The sequence below is a fragment of the Butyrivibrio sp. VCB2001 genome, from assembly GCF_000423965.1.
In the GTDB taxonomy this organism is placed as follows: domain Bacteria; phylum Bacillota; class Clostridia; order Lachnospirales; family Lachnospiraceae; genus Butyrivibrio.
The window spans coordinates 99,790-114,643 of the sequence record NZ_AUIZ01000004.1 but is presented as its reverse complement, the minus strand read 5'-3'; the positions used below and the strand labels follow the sequence as shown (position 1 = coordinate 114,643).

The 14,854-nt window shown below is 46.2% G+C and carries 10 protein-coding genes; 8 read left to right on the top strand and 2 right to left on the bottom strand.

Annotation, left to right across the window (positions count from 1 at the left end):
- The first annotated feature begins 3 nt into the window (after positions 1 to 3).
- The 3 genes from rhaD to G589_RS19130 all read left to right on the top strand — a co-directional run bounded on the left by rhaD (position 4) and on the right by G589_RS19130 (position 4,902).
- Positions 4 to 828 (top strand): rhamnulose-1-phosphate aldolase, encoded by an 825-nt coding sequence (gene rhaD, locus G589_RS0106620; protein WP_026521535.1) that lies wholly within the window; start codon positions 4 to 6, stop codon positions 826 to 828.
- Positions 829 to 991: 163 nt separating this feature from the next.
- A complete protein-coding gene (gene fucO, locus G589_RS0106615; protein ID WP_022768620.1) occupies positions 992 to 2,137 on the top strand; it encodes a lactaldehyde reductase in 1,146 nt (381 codons plus the stop codon).
- Positions 2,138 to 2,796: 659 nt separating this feature from the next.
- Complete coding sequence (locus G589_RS19130) at positions 2,797 to 4,902, top strand: glycoside hydrolase family 3 protein (RefSeq protein ID WP_051192223.1); 2,106 nt, start codon at positions 2,797 to 2,799, stop codon at positions 4,900 to 4,902.
- A 134-nt stretch (positions 4,903 to 5,036) separates the two neighbouring features.
- Here G589_RS19130 and G589_RS0106605 read toward each other — a convergent pair whose 3' ends face one another.
- Positions 5,037 to 6,428: an MFS transporter gene (locus tag G589_RS0106605; RefSeq protein ID WP_026521534.1), complete on the bottom strand. Its 1,392-nt coding sequence runs from the start codon at positions 6,426 to 6,428 to the stop codon at positions 5,037 to 5,039.
- A gap of 175 nt (positions 6,429 to 6,603) precedes the next feature.
- Between G589_RS0106605 and G589_RS0106600 the strand changes: the two genes are divergently transcribed.
- Positions 6,604 to 8,061: a hypothetical protein gene (locus G589_RS0106600; protein ID WP_026521533.1), complete on the top strand. Its 1,458-nt coding sequence runs from the start codon at positions 6,604 to 6,606 to the stop codon at positions 8,059 to 8,061.
- A 137-nt stretch (positions 8,062 to 8,198) separates the two neighbouring features.
- On the opposite strand, the gene G589_RS21010 is transcribed toward G589_RS0106600, so the two are convergent.
- Complete coding sequence (locus G589_RS21010) at positions 8,199 to 9,173, bottom strand: AraC family transcriptional regulator (RefSeq protein ID WP_026521532.1); 975 nt, start codon at positions 9,171 to 9,173, stop codon at positions 8,199 to 8,201.
- Between the two features lie 273 nt (positions 9,174 to 9,446).
- On the opposite strand from G589_RS21010, the gene G589_RS0106590 reads away from it, so the two are divergent.
- The 4 genes from G589_RS0106590 to G589_RS0106575 all read left to right on the top strand — a co-directional run bounded on the left by G589_RS0106590 (position 9,447) and on the right by G589_RS0106575 (position 14,820).
- Positions 9,447 to 10,910 (top strand): extracellular solute-binding protein, encoded by a 1,464-nt coding sequence (locus G589_RS0106590; RefSeq protein ID WP_026521531.1) that lies wholly within the window; start codon positions 9,447 to 9,449, stop codon positions 10,908 to 10,910.
- A 100-nt stretch (positions 10,911 to 11,010) separates the two neighbouring features.
- Positions 11,011 to 11,925 (top strand): carbohydrate ABC transporter permease, encoded by a 915-nt coding sequence (locus G589_RS0106585; protein WP_026521530.1) that lies wholly within the window; start codon positions 11,011 to 11,013, stop codon positions 11,923 to 11,925.
- Position 11,926: 1 nt separating this feature from the next.
- Positions 11,927 to 12,793: a carbohydrate ABC transporter permease gene (locus G589_RS0106580; protein ID WP_081668955.1), complete on the top strand. Its 867-nt coding sequence runs from the start codon at positions 11,927 to 11,929 to the stop codon at positions 12,791 to 12,793.
- Between the two features lie 32 nt (positions 12,794 to 12,825).
- Positions 12,826 to 14,820: a right-handed parallel beta-helix repeat-containing protein gene (locus G589_RS0106575; protein ID WP_026521528.1), complete on the top strand. Its 1,995-nt coding sequence runs from the start codon at positions 12,826 to 12,828 to the stop codon at positions 14,818 to 14,820.
- Positions 14,821 to 14,854: the final 34 nt, after the last annotated feature.

Sequence of the window (14,854 nt, the reverse complement as noted above, 5' to 3'; positions counted from 1 at the left end):
AATATGAGAGTTTTAGACGCAGAGTTTACACAAGGCTTTATCCGCATGGCAAACGACGGATGGGAGCAGGGATGGCACGAGAGAAACGGTGGCAACCTCTCCTACAGAATGAAGCCTGAAGAAGTTGATATGGTAAAAGAGGAGTTTTCTGCCGGTGAGTGGAAGGAAATCGGAACAACAGTCCCTGACCTTGCAGGTGAGTTCTTCATGGTGACAGGTTCCGGAAAGTTCTTCAGGAACGTTATCATCAAGCCCGCTGAGAGTTTCGGCATCATCGAGATCGATGACAAGGGCGAGAACTATCGCATCATGTGGGGCCTTGAAGGCGGGGCAAGACCTACCTCCGAGCTTCCTTCACACCTTATGAATCATGAGGTTAAAAAGCGTGTGACAGGCGGTAAGTACAGAGTTATCTATCACGCCCACACAACAAACACCATTGCACTTACCTTTGTGCTTCCTCTCACAGACGAGGCTTTCACAAGAGAACTCTGGGAGATGGCAACAGAGTGCCCTGTAGTATTCCCTGATGGAATCGGCGTTGTGCCCTGGATGGTTCCCGGCGGAAGAGAGATCGCAGTTGAGACCAGCAAGCTTATGGAGAAATATGACGTTGCAATCTGGGCTCATCACGGAATGTTCGCAGCAGGAGAAGACTTTGATCTTACCTTCGGCCTTATGCACACAGTTGAGAAGTCAGCAGAGATCCTGGTTAAGACTCTCTCCATGACAGGAGCAAAGAGACAGACCATCACACCTGATGATTTCAGACACCTTGCTAAGGACTTTAAGGTTACACTTCCGGAGAAGTTTCTTTTTGAGAAGTAAGTGAGTCGGTAGGGGAGTCAATGGGGACGGTTCTTTTTGACTCCTTTTGGGAAGTCTTTCCATAGAGGTTATTCATACCTAAAAGGAGTCAAAAAGAACCGTCCCCTCTGACTCCCCTTGCTCACTAAATAATATACTTATTCACAAGAAGGAGGGTTATAAAATGGCAGATCGTATCGTTTTAAACACCGTGTCTTACCACGGAGCGGGGGCAATCAAGGAGATAGTAGGAATTGCTCAGCAGAAAGGATTCAAGCATGTATTCGTTGCTTCAGATCCTGACCTTATCAAGTTTGGGGTAACAGCTAAGGTTACAGATCTTTTGGACGAGGCTAAGATTCCTTACACTGTTTACTCAAACATCAAGCCCAATCCCACAATTGAGAACGTTCAGAGTGGTGTTAAGGCATTCAAGGAGTGCGGTGCAGATTCAATCATCACCATCGGCGGCGGATCCTCAATGGATACAGCCAAGGCTATCGGCGTTATCATCACAAACCCTGAGTTTGAGGATGTAAGAAGTCTTGAGGGCGTTGCTCCTACCAAGAACCATGCAGTTCCTACAATTGCAGTTCCTACAACAGCCGGAACAGCAGCTGAGGTTACAATCAACTACGTTATCACAGACGTTGAGAAGAAGCGTAAATTCGTATGCGTTGACACCAACGATATTCCTGAAGTTGCCATCGTTGATCCTGATATGATGAGCTCAATGCCTAAGGGACTTACAGCTTCAACAGGTATGGATGCACTCACACACGCTATCGAGGGATATACAACAAGAGGTGCTTGGGAGCTTACAGATATGTTCCACTTAGAGGCAATCAAGCTTATCGGCGCTAATCTTCGTGATGCAGTTGAGAACAAGCCTGAGGGAAGAAAAGGAATGGCTATGGCTCAGTACATCGCAGGAATGGGCTTCTCAAACGTAGGTCTTGGAATCGACCACGCTATGGCACACACTCTTTCAGCATACTATGACACACCTCACGGTGTTGCATGTGCTATGTTCCTTCCAATCTCAATGGAATTCAACCGCGACTACACAGGCGAGAAGTACAGAGAGATTGCAAGAGTTCTCGGCGTTAAGGGCGTTGACGAGATGAGCCAGGAAGAGTACCGTGATGCAGCTATTAACGCTGTTAAGCAGCTCTCCAAGGATGTTGGAATCCCTGAGAAGAACGAAAAGATCAAAGAAGAAGATCTTGATCAGCTTGCAACAGATGCTCTTGCAGATGCATGCTATCCCGGAAATCCAAGAGAGGCTACAAAAGAGCAGGTTATCGAGATGTTCAGAATGCTTATGTAATTTTTGGGCTTATTGTGATTTTTGGCGCGCTCCGCTTATGGCGGGGCGCGTTTTTTTGTGCCCCTGATTTTGACCCCTGGGGACGGAGTCAGTGGCTCATTTTTTTGAGCCCCGGGGACGGAGTCAAGGGCTCATTTTTGGCCTCTGGGGACGGGGGGTAGGGACCATTTTGGGTAGATGCACGTCGGAATACATCACAAGAGTGGTTATATTGATCTGTTGGTTTGAATTGATTTTTGAAAAGCATCACAAAAGTTGCATTATGAAAAAATAGTTGGAAATTACAAACGCTATTCAAAGGCCGGGGTCAAGAAAACTTGATGTCTAGGGCGATTCCTACATCACAACTACCGGCCTACGGATATCATGTGATGCAGTTACTCATCGAGAATGAAAATCTCTTTTTGCAATTTCCAACTATTTTTTATATAGAGGAATATTGTGGGGTGGTCGAAATTACGTTTCCAACCAAGACCCTGTTCATTGGCCTGTTGTGATGCACTATCTGCCTGATATGAGTAATAGGCGGTAATGAAGTGTGATAGAATTAATTATGAGTCAAAGTGAAACGTCCCCGGTGACTCAAAATTAATCATGAGTCAAACTGAAACGTCCCTGGTGACTCAATAATGACTAAGAGGATATCTGGAGGGGAGCACATGAAGCTTAACCTGAAAAGTCTTATACCTATATACACTACAGTGCTTGCGCTGAGTGGAGCCATCATGATTGGCGGCTGTGGTGGAAGCAAAGCAACAGAGAATAGCAATGACGAAAATATAGATCAGCAAATTGTAAATGCTGCAAGCGATGCATCAAGCAAACCATCAGATGCGGCAGTAAGCGAAACAACAGATAATGCAGAAAACATGACAGCAAGTGAGGAATCAGATAATGTGTCAGCAAATCAAGCTGACGAGGAAATCGACCAAAACCTCGACGCAGTCATCTCCACCATGTCCATGGATGAAAAGATCTCTCAGCTGATAATCCCCGCGATCCGAACCTGGAATGATGCAGACGTCACTGACCTTAGCGCTGTACCGGAACTGGCCGGCGCCCTCAGAAACCACCAGTACGGTGGAATCATCCTTTTTGCCGGAAACATCACAGGAGCTGAGCAGGCTACAAGGCTTGTTTATGACCTTCAGAAAAATAACATGCAGATAGAAGGCACATCTGCCCACATTCCATACCTGATGCCCGTTGATGAAGAGGGTGGCAAGGTCATCCGCCTCAACACCGGAACCAGAATGACCGGCAACATGGCAATCGGAGCTACAGCAGATGCGACAGCGAACGCTGAGCTCACAGGCATGATCCTTGGTGAAGAACTGGCTGCAATTGGCTTTAACACTGACTTTGCACCGGTGATTGACGTGAATAATAATCCTGCGAACCCTGTTATAGGAACAAGGTCTTTTTCCGATGATCCCGAAATCGTGGCGAGCTTGGGGGCAGCATATTCGAAGGGACTATCCGGTAGCAATATAATCGCCACCTACAAGCATTTCCCCGGACACGGCGATACCGAAGTGGACAGCCACATAGGGACTCCGTCGGTGGAAAAGAGCTATGAAGAGCTTTTGGAAAAAGAGCTTGTACCCTTCAAAAAAGTCATAGAAGACGGCGCGGACATGATAATGACAGCCCACATAACCTATCCTCTCATCGATGAGGAGAAGACCTTTGGCGACGGGCAGACAAAGGGATTTTTCCCGGCTACCATGTCTAAGAAGATGATCACAGGCATTCTTCGCACGGACCTTGGCTATGACGGCGTGGTTGTGACGGATGCACTGGAGATGGGCGCAATATCTACAGCAGGACTTGTTCCGGGAAAAGAGAATTCGGCGGAATATGGAGTTGGAATCGCAGCGGAGGTTATAAATGCCGGAGTGGACATGCTTCTTTTGCCGCGTGATCTTACATCACCCACAGCAGCAAGCTACTACGATGAGTATATTTCAGGGATTGCTGCGAAGGTAGAATCCGGAGAAATCAGTGAAAAGAGAATTGATGAGAGCGTAAAGCGCATCTTAAAGCTCAAGGTTAAATACGAAATTTATAGCCCTGATGGAGCACAGCAAGAAGGTGTTTTAATTGATGAGAGAGTAGCAGAGTGCAAAGAGATAGTCGGCTCCAAAGAGCACCATGAAAAAGAGATGGAGCTTGCAAGGCAGGCTATTACTGTAGTTAAGAACGAGGATGGAACGCTTCCCATCAAAGACGACAGTAAGAAGACGGTCATTATCGGACTGCAACAGGGCGATGCTAAAGCGATAAACTTTGCGCTTGATGAGTTGTCGAAGAGTGCTGATATCAACTATTTCTACAGCACTTCAAAAGCAGATTATGTCATCGCATTTTCTTATGCTTCCGACAGCAGTGTTTTGGATAAGAACAATCCGCAATTTGTTGCACTGCATAAAGCTATAGCTGACACTCATAAAGCCGGCGGTAAGTTTATTCTGGTCAGTGAGAATCTGCCCTATGACGCAGCGGTTTATCAGGATGCGGATGCGATTGTTCTAGCTTATATGGGTGCCGGGCTCAATGTTGACCCGACAAGAGATAAGGAAAGCGAAAACGGGATGAGCGCTCGAAACGCCAACATAGTCGCTGCCATCGAAACAATCTTCGGGGCCAATACGCCAAAGGGCCACCTTCCTGTCAATGTTCCTGTTGTTGAGGAATCGGAAGATGGCACCCTTAAGTACGGCACAGAATATTTGTATGAAAGAGGCTTTGGTCTGACATATTGAATGGATTGGGGAGTCAGTGGGGACGGTTCTCTTTGACTCCCTTTTGCTTGGATATTTTATACCTCTTAATTATTCAAAAAGGGAGTCAAAGAGAACCGTCCCCACTGACTCCCCACTGACTCCCCTGACTTCTTTTATCTATACGTGTCGGCTGTGATGTTATCTAAGTCGGCGTCCTTAGTCTCTTTTACCTTAACAAGCAGAATGACAAGGCTAAGCACCATGAACGGCAGGCAGATTATCATGAAAAGAACATCCATAGGCAGGAAGTTCTGGCACACAATAAACAGTGCCTGGCCCAGGAACATTCCGGCTCCGATGAGAACTGATATGGTACCCATAACTGAGGAGCGCATGCCCGATGGAGTTGACTCTGCAGGCATTGTCAGTATAAGCGTGTCGGACATTGACCAGAGACCACCGATTGAGCAGCCGTAAGCAATTCCGGCAGCGATGGGACCAAAGCCGAGTCTGCAGGAGAGCACAAAGGCTAAGAGCCCGACAATGGTTAGTCCGCCGAGTATCAGACACACCTTTTTACGTCCGAGTTTGTCGGAAAAGAATCCGCTCAGGATCGTCACGAGTCCGTTAAAGAACGGATAGATCACCAGTGCAGTAGCCACCATATCTGTGGACATGGCGCCTTCCAAAACAGTTGCATAATATGAAGTATAGAAAGTGGTCGCAAAAAAGATAAAGCCTGCGATCAGGATCCACCTCAGCTGTCTGTTGGTAAAGATAAATCGGATGGCTTTGAAAACACCGCCTTCTTCCGATGTACCGTTTGCCTTGTCATCTTTTTTCTTTTGCTCACGCTCTTCATCAGTCAGTGAGAGATAACCGATCCGCTGTTCCACAAATACGGGAGTTTCGCGCATAAAGAAATATGAAAGGAAGCCAATAACCAGCGCGGATACCACCGGTATGAGATAGACCATGCGCCAGCTCGAAGGAACGGTTTCCTTAAGGAACATCCGCGAGAACACTCCGATCAGTGATACGCTCACAAGTGCAATTCCTTTTGCGATAAAGCTGTAGGTGGCACGCTTTTCTTTTGGCGCAGTCTCCATGATATAAAGCACCTGCATATCGTTTGGCGTAAAGAACATCATGAAGAGCATTCCAAGAATGTACCAGACCACGTTCTGTGCGGTCATGACGATACACATTCCAAGCCCCATGCCGATTGTGTTTAGCATGAGAAAGAGCTTTCGGCCGTACTTGTCAGACAGTGCCTTGTAGAACGGTGTGATGATCAGAAGCAGATTTGAAAAGACCTGAATAGGAGCCACAACGTTGAACGCACTTGTGTACTCCGGTGAATTGACGTTTCTTGAAGTGATGTTAAAAAGATCGAATAGCACATAGGGCTGCATTGCAGCATTCATATTGGAAGTGATCTCATCCACGATATAGATTATCGTGAGAACCACCATTGCAAATCCGATGTAGTGGAGTGGCTTTTTTCTTGCCGCCTCCGCCTGTAGCTTTGATAGTTGTCTTAGTTCTTTTTCCTTGTTTGCCATATGTTTCCCCTTCCCCCTTTTGGTGGTTTGCCACCAACTATAATTATAATTTTTTTTAAAAAAACAGGAACCGATATTATTATTTAAGTTTCTTTAAGGTTCGGGTGCCATAATCTCTTTTAGATTAAGAAATAACATGTTAATGACATGGATGAATAAACAAGGAGATTTCGACATGAAGAAAAGAGACATCAAAAGAATTTTATCAATAGGAATGGTTACTGTTATGTGTGCAGCAGTTACTGCTTGTGGCGAGGCAGGAGCGAGCACAGCCGGCACTACAACAACTGTTTCAAAAGACACAGCAGCTCCGACAGGAGAAGCGCCAGACGGCCAGGCTCCCGGCAACCCACCGGAAGGCGGAGCACCTGACGGCCAGGCACCGGGCAATCCTCCCGGAGGCGGATTTGGCGGCGGAAGCAGCAGTGCGGATATAGATTACACAGGAGCTGAGGAGATCACATCAACAGATACACAAAAAGATAAGACTTACGCCAGCACCACAGCAGATGAGAGCGCACTTCTCATCAGCACATCAGATGATGTGACAATCACCAATCCGACAGTCACCAAGACCGGAGACTCTGACGGCGGAGATAACTGCAACTTCTACGGACTCAATGCAGCAGTACTTGTAAAAGACGGATCCACAACAACCATCACAGGTGGAAGTGTGACATCAGATGCTGACGGCGCCAACGGTGTCTTTTCCTACGGCGGAAACGGCGGCCAGAACGGAGCTACAGGTGACGGAACAAAGGTCATTATCTCGGATACAAAGATCACAACAACAGGCGACGGATCAGGCGGTATCATGACAACCGGCGGCGGAATCACAGAAGCGTACAACCTTACCGTTGAGACCAGCGGAAGATCATCAGCTGCCATCAGAACCGACAGAGGTGGCGGAACAGTTACAGTTGATGTCGGATCTTATACAACTAACGGACTTGGATCACCTGCCATCTACTCAACTGCTGACATCACAGTTTCTAATGCGACACTTACGTCAAACCTTTCAGAAGGCGTATGCATTGAGGGCATCAACTCAATTACACTTAATGACTGCGACATGACTGCTAACAACACCGACACAAACGGTAATGCCACATTCTATGACACAATCATGATCTATCAGTCAATGTCAGGTGATGCCGACAGTGGAACTTCTACATTTACCATGAACGGTGGAAGTCTTACCAGCAAGAACGGCCATGTCTTCCACGTAACAAATACATCAGCAGTTATCAATTTAAGTGGTGTTAAGATTACAAATAAAGACGCAGATAACATCCTTCTGTCAGTTTGTGCAGACGGTTGGACAGGTGATACAAACAAGGCGACTCTCAACGCAGATGCTCAGGACCTCGAAGGCACAATCCTTGTAGGAAGTGATTCAGAGCTTACACTCAACCTCACTAATGGTTCAACCTTCACAGGCTCCATCGGTGGAAACATCACCAATGCTAAGGGCGACACTGTATCAACAGAGGTTGGAACAGTAGCTGTATCAATCGACAAGAACAGCACATGGACTCTTACAGCAGATACTTACATCACATCTTTTGATGGTGATATATCAAGCGTAAATACAAATGGATATACTCTTTACGTCAATGGTGTAGCAATGTAAAAAGACAAGCCGGTTCCATAATATGGGGCCGGCTGTTTTTATGATCCTCTGACTCCGTCCCCAGGGCTCAAAAAAATGATCCCTTGACTCCGTCCCCGGTGTCTCATTTTGAGTCAAACTGAAACGTCCCCGGTGACTCACACTACTCCGGCGAAATGGGCGTTGGCGCTTAAGGGGTGGTGTTCTTCGTTGAGCATACGGAACTGTGATGGCGGATAGCCGGTGCTTTTTTTGAAGGCCCTGGTAAATGCCGTACTGCTGGCAAAGCCCGCCTGATAGGAGATGTCGGTGATGGACAGCTCCGGATTAGATAAAAGCGTCTGGGCATAGTTTATGCGCATCTGCTGAAGGTACTGATAAAAGGTTGCTCCGGTATAGTCGCTGAATATCCTCTCGAAATGGTATTTGCTAAAGCCTGCGTATGCAGCGATGCTCTCAAGGGTGAGGTCTTCGGTGAAATGCTCCGAGATATAAGCGCATACGTTGCTAAGGGGAATACTGTTTTTAAAAGTGCCTGACTCCGCAGATAAAGTCGATCCCTGGAAAAGAGAAAGGTTCTTACCGCAGAAGGAAATAAACTGCATTAGTATAGAGTAGATCTCAATCTCGTCGTAGGGCTCAAGCCTGGTAAAAGCAATTGATGTGTCGTCATCATCGATCTGATCCAGCTGCTTTTGCAGAGCGGAACCGAAATACAACTTCATTATCTCGTCAATATATTTACAGAGCCTGTCATACACATCAGTAGGACAGGTCTTTTTCTTTATATGAAGAGCAGGAGACATAAGTCTGAATGCCTTCTCAATTTCTTTTAGCGTAATGATCCCTGAAAAGTCGGCCTGAATATAAACCCTTGCACCCGGAGTCGGGGAAAAGATCTCGTGGAGAACCGCAGGGCAGATCATAAGGATGTCATCTATCTCGACGTCATAGGTCTGATTTCCGCAGACAACCCTGTAGGGAGCTTCCTTGGGAATGATGATCTCGATGTCTGTGTGCCAGTGCGGAGGAAAGTCGGAATGAAGACGGTTTATGAACATACGAAGATTGGTGCCAACCTTATGATTGACCTTTTCTTTGGCACTGAAACTTAAGTCGAGCTGACTCTTCATACACATATCCTCCTATCGCGATTCTCATAGGCTAAAAATTGCCATAATTCTAAACAGAATATAAATAAAAAACGTAAATAGTTGTCTTTTTAATGGGTATTATAGCATACAAATTGCGAAATAAATCAAAAATTATGAGCATGTTGCACATTTCAGATAGCAATTTTTGCATGGTGCATAGCAATTATTTGTAAGCATTATTTCGTGAACTCCTTTAAAGTTAAGTCATCGGGGGCAGAAATTATCTGCTAAGTAAAAATAGGAGGGTATAGTATGAGAAATAAGATAATGGCAGTTTTATTTGCATCGGTATTGTCTGTAACAACACTGGCAGGCTGTGGAAGCCAGCCTACAGCTCCGGCAGCAGGATCTGACACAGGCGCAGCACAGAGCGCACAGACAGACACAGCAAAGGCAGATGCTACAACAGCAGACGCACCGGCAGCATCAGCAGGAAAACAGACGGATGGCAAGAACCTTCCGGAGCTTACAACAGAGCCTATGACAATCACTCTTTGGGACATCTCCACAGAAGATCCCAACAAGTCCATCTCAGAAGGCGCAGTTGCAAGATTCATGGCTGACTATCCTAACATCACTATCAATCAGGTTCATCAGCAGAACGATAACTACAAGCAGCAGCTGGTTGTAGCAATGAGTTCAGGACAGTGTCCTAACATCTATTGCCACTGGGGCGGCGGTCCTATGGCTGAGTACTACAAGTCAGGCTTTGCAAATGACATCACAGATATGTATGCAAAGTACGATCATCCTGAGTTCGTAGATGCTGCAGTTGCACAGTCAACTTACGATGGCAAGATGCTTGCTATTCCTTTCAGCGGACTTACAGGCTGTGATATCTTCTACAACAAGACAATATTTGCCCAGCTCGGTATCGAAGTTCCCACAACCATCGATGAGCTTGAGGCAGTTTGCGAAAAGCTTAAAGAAAACGGAATCATTCCTTTCTCACTTGCAAATGCATCCAAGTGGACAGGTTCTATGTACTACATGTACCTCGTAGCACGTCACTCAGGAAATGCTGAGTTCGATGCAGCCTACACACAGGAAAACGGCGGTTCATTCACAAGCCCTGCATTCATCTATGCCGGCACAAAGATCCAGGATTGGGTTAAGAAGGGATACTTCCCTGACGGCGTTAACTCCCTTTCAGCAGATGATAACCAGGACAGAGCACTCCTTTATGACGGATCTGCAGCAATGATGCTTCACGGCTCATGGCAGGTTGGCGGAATCAAAGCTGATAACGAAGAGTGGTACAACGAGAATATTGGCGTTTTCCGTTTCCCGGAAGATACAGAAGCTAAGGCAGCAGGCGTTCCTCAGAACGTAGAGATCGGAACAGCCATCGGTATGGGACTTACATTTAACTGCTTCAAAGAAGACGGATCAGTAGATCAGGATATGCTTGATGCCTGCTACGTACTTGCAACTCAGTACTTTAATGATGATACCTACAACGCAGCACAGGTAGCAGCAGGAACAGTTCCTTCAATCAAGGGCTTCAACGAGAACATCGAAGATCCTAACAACAAGTACATCATCGATGAGTTCTTCAAAGCATCAAACGTTCAGCTTTGGTATGACCAGTATCTTCCTGCATCTGTAACAGAAGTTCACAAGAACTGCATGACAGAGCTCTTTGGACTTGAGAAGACTCCTGAGGAGATCGGACAGGAACAGGATGCAGCAATGCAGAAAGCTTTGGCGGAATAACACACATCCTTAATATTTTAAACGCTGCCCACGGGGGAGATATTTCCTGTGGGCAGTTTCCCATGAAAAGATAATTTTGACATAAATCAGGAGGATATATATGGGGAAGGGGAGTAGTAATATAGGGCTCGCAAAGGCTAAAGCCAAGAGTACAGCCCAGGCAGCGACGGTATTTCTTTTACCTGCGCTGATACTTATAGCGGTTTTCATCGTATATCCCGTCATTGATACTTTCTTGATAAGCGGATTTAAGTGGAACGGTATTTCCGCGGACAGGATATATATTGGTCTTGATAACTGGAATTCTCTCATTCACGATGAGATGTTCTGGAAGTCTTTTACCCATAATCTCATCGTAATGGTTTTCTCAATCCTGTTGCAGATTCCCATTGGAATGCTTCTGGCTACATTTCTTGATGCCGGAGGCAAGAAATTCAATATCTTTAAGATCATTTGGTTTTTGCCATATCTTATGAGCTCGGTTGCCATCGCATTCCTCTTTGTATATGCGCTTGCGACCAACGGCGGACTTGTTTCCTCCCTCGCAACCATCATTCAGGGTAAAAGAACTACCGTCGACCTTCTCGGTACTGCACCAAATGCTCTTTACACCGTAATAGGGGTTATGGCGTGGCAGTTCACACCCTTTTATATGGTTTACTTTATTGCCGGCTACGGAAACATCGATACGACTATCTATGAGGCTGCGATCATCGACGGAGCAACAAGGGGACAGTACATCCGTCACATCGCGATTCCTCTTCTTGGCCCTATCTTCAAAACTGCCTGCACAATGTCACTTATCGGGTCACTTAAGTACTTTGATATGATCTGGAACATGACCCAGGGCGGACCGGCAGGCACTACAGAGCTTATGGCGACTTACATGTACAAGCTTTCCTTCCAGCAGTTCAATATGGGCTACGGCTCAACGGTTGCTGCAGGAATGTTCATACTGATCACTGCCATAGCACTTTTCTTTAATAGGGTATTCAAGGTTACGGAGGATTATTGATATGAGGGAAAAGACAATTCAGGATGATTATCGTGCATCCAAAATAAAATCAAGAATTGCATGGACCATAGCGATCATTTTTGCGGTTGTTTGGCTCGTCTTTACGCTTACGCCTTTCTTCTTCATGATAATGAACTCTTTCCGTAAGCAGTTTGACATGCTTCAGCAGGGCGTTTTCCATCTTCCGGACCCCTGGTATTTCGAGAACTATATTGAGGTTGTTACTCACGGGTTCTTTGGATATTTTCTGCGAAGCGTTATAGTGGTTGCGATTTCACTGGTGCTTATGCTTGTGATATCTGCGTTTGCAGCATATCCTCTTGCAAGAATGAAGTTTAAGCTAAATGTCTTTATATATGCAACAATTGTGGCCATGATGTCGGTGCCTATGCATGTGACTTTGATACCTATCTTCAAGCTCACAACAGCTGTAGGCCTCTATGACAAGCTCTGGTCACTGATCGGGCCTTACGTTGCATTTGCACTTCCGATGTCTGTCTTTATCCTGACAGCATTTATGAAAACAATCCCAAAGGAAATCGAGGAATCTGCGGAAATCGACGGTTGCAATCGCTTCCAGAATTTCTTTAAAATGATATTACCACTGTCCAAATCGGGATTATCAACACTGGCAATTTATAACGGCGTTTCAATGTGGAATGAGTTTGCATTTGCTAACACATTTCTCCTATCGCCGGAAAATAAGACTCTCCCTCTGGCACTTGGACAGTTCAAGGGTGAGCACTCACTTAATATACCTATCAACATGGCAGTTCTGACACTCTCAGTCCTTCCCATGATCATTTTGTTTATCGTATTCCAGGATAAGCTGGTCAAAGGAATGATGGCAGGAGCAGTTAAGGGCTGATCAAAAACTAATCGAGAAGAAAGAGGTCTTTTATGGTAATTTATGTTGATGCAAATGCAAAGCATGACGGCAACGGAAGCAAGAGTCTGCCTTTTAAGAGAATAAATGAGGCAGCAGCTGTTGCTAAGGCGGGCGATGAAGTCTTAGTTGCACCCGGAACTTACAGAGAATATGTAAATCCCGTAAATGCAGGAAGAGAAGATGCGCGCATCGTTTATAGGAGTCAGGAACCACTGGGCGCTGTTATCACAGGTGCAGAGAAGGTTACGGGCTGGACAAATTATAAGGGAGACGTGTGGACAGCAAGAGTTAAGAACGGTATCTTTGGCGGATACAATCCTTACACAACTCTTGTTTACGGCGACTGGTATTTTGCAACTCCCAACAAGCACACAGGCTGCGTGTGGATAAATGACCGCGCTCTCTACGAGGCGCTGAGCATTGAGGAGTGCGTGGCAGCAGAGGTCTATGACTGCTCTTGGGATCCGGAGAACTCCAAATGGAAATGGTATGCCGAGCAGGACAAGGATGCAGACGAAACCGTATTCTACGCAAACTTCAGTGGCGCAGATCCAAACAAGGAAAACGTTGAGATCACTGTAAGACGCGAGTGCTTTATGCCTGAAAAAGAGGGCGTTGGATATATTACAGTAACAGGCTTTAATATCAACAAGGCAGCAACTACCTGGGCTCCGCCTGCAGCTTATCAGGACGGAATGATCAGTCCTCACTGGAGCAAGGGCTGGATAATCGAGGACTGTGAGATCTGGGGGAGCAAGTGCGCAGGAATCTGTGTCGGACGCTACTACGATCCCGAGAACAGCAATTTTTATACTACCAAACACGTTAAGAGTCCTACTCAGATGGAGAGGGATTCGGTATGCCGCGGTCAGTACTATGGGTGGTTAAAAGAGAAGATTGGCGGACATATAATTCGCAGAAACAATATCCACCACTGTGAGCAGGGCGGAATCATCGGCCGTATGGGCGGTGTTTTCAGCATCATCGAGGACAACCATATCCATCACATCAACAACATGATGGAGCTGGGCGGCGCTGAGATCGCAGGTATCAAGATGCACGCAGCCATCGACGTTGTGATGAGACGAAACCACATCCACCACTGCACCATGGGAATCTGGTGCGACTGGGAAGCACAGGGAACAAGAATCACACAGAACCTTCTTCATGACAATGAGAGACCTTCATTTGCCAAGCAGCTCCAGGGCGGAATGACCTGCCAGGATATCTTCGTTGAGGTCAGCCACGGACCGACACTTATCGATAACAATATTCTTCTGTCCGATGTTTCACTCCGCATAGCAACTCAGGGCGTAGCTATGGTGCATAACCTCTGCGCAGGCGCATTTACCATGGTGGGAGAGGGAACAACCTGGAGATACACACCATATCATATGCCTCACAGAACAGAGGTTATGGGCTTTATGACAATACTTCACGGAGATGACCGTATCTACAACAATATCTTCATTCAAAAGTGGCCTTCTGAGGATCTTGTGCTTGAGAATGACTCTGACCCGAGCCAGAAGCAGATTGAGAACAGAAAGGTCGGAACCTACTGCTTTGATGAATATCCTACTTATGATGAGTGGATAGAGCAGTTTGATATGGATGAGGAGCATCCGAACATGATGAAGCACGCAGAGCCACATTTCGGACATCTCCCTGTATGGATTGACGGAAACGCATACTTCGAGGGTGCAAAAGCCTGGAAGAATGAGAAGAACTCTTTTGCTGATGAATCAGGAAAAGTATTTGTTGATGTTGTGGAAAAGGATGGAGGCTACTTCCTGGATACAAATATTTATGAGGTGCTGGGTAGCTTTACCGGCGACATGATCTCTACAGATGTGCTTGGTGAAGCATTTGAGCCTTCACAGAAGTTCGAGAACCCTGATGGATCGCCGATCACCTTTGATGTGGACTACCTTGGCGAGCACAGGGGAACAGAAGTAATTCCCGGACCGTTTGCAACAGCAGACGGAGCTTCAGAGAAGCTATACTAAATTGAACATGTTTATATGCGCGCCGCCCGGTCAT

Excerpts from the sequence above, each read along its gene's own strand:
- G589_RS0106575 (WP_026521528.1), top strand. The coding sequence starts at position 12,826 with ATGGTAATTTATGTTGATGCAAATGCAAAGCATGACGGCAACGGAAGC.
- G589_RS0106600 (WP_026521533.1), top strand. The coding sequence starts at position 6,604 with ATGAAGAAAAGAGACATCAAAAGAATTTTATCAATAGGAATGGTTACT.
- G589_RS0106590 (WP_026521531.1), top strand. The coding sequence starts at position 9,447 with ATGAGAAATAAGATAATGGCAGTTTTATTTGCATCGGTATTGTCTGTA.
- rhaD (WP_026521535.1), top strand. The coding sequence starts at position 4 with ATGAGAGTTTTAGACGCAGAGTTTACACAAGGCTTTATCCGCATGGCA.
- G589_RS0106605 (WP_026521534.1), bottom strand. The coding sequence starts at position 6,428 with ATGGCAAACAAGGAAAAAGAACTAAGACAACTATCAAAGCTACAGGCG.
- G589_RS0106580 (WP_081668955.1), top strand. The coding sequence starts at position 11,927 with ATGAGGGAAAAGACAATTCAGGATGATTATCGTGCATCCAAAATAAAA.
- G589_RS21010 (WP_026521532.1), bottom strand. The coding sequence starts at position 9,173 with ATGAAGAGTCAGCTCGACTTAAGTTTCAGTGCCAAAGAAAAGGTCAAT.
- G589_RS19130 (WP_051192223.1), top strand. The coding sequence starts at position 2,797 with ATGAAGCTTAACCTGAAAAGTCTTATACCTATATACACTACAGTGCTT.
- G589_RS0106585 (WP_026521530.1), top strand. The coding sequence starts at position 11,011 with ATGGGGAAGGGGAGTAGTAATATAGGGCTCGCAAAGGCTAAAGCCAAG.
- fucO (WP_022768620.1), top strand. The coding sequence starts at position 992 with ATGGCAGATCGTATCGTTTTAAACACCGTGTCTTACCACGGAGCGGGG.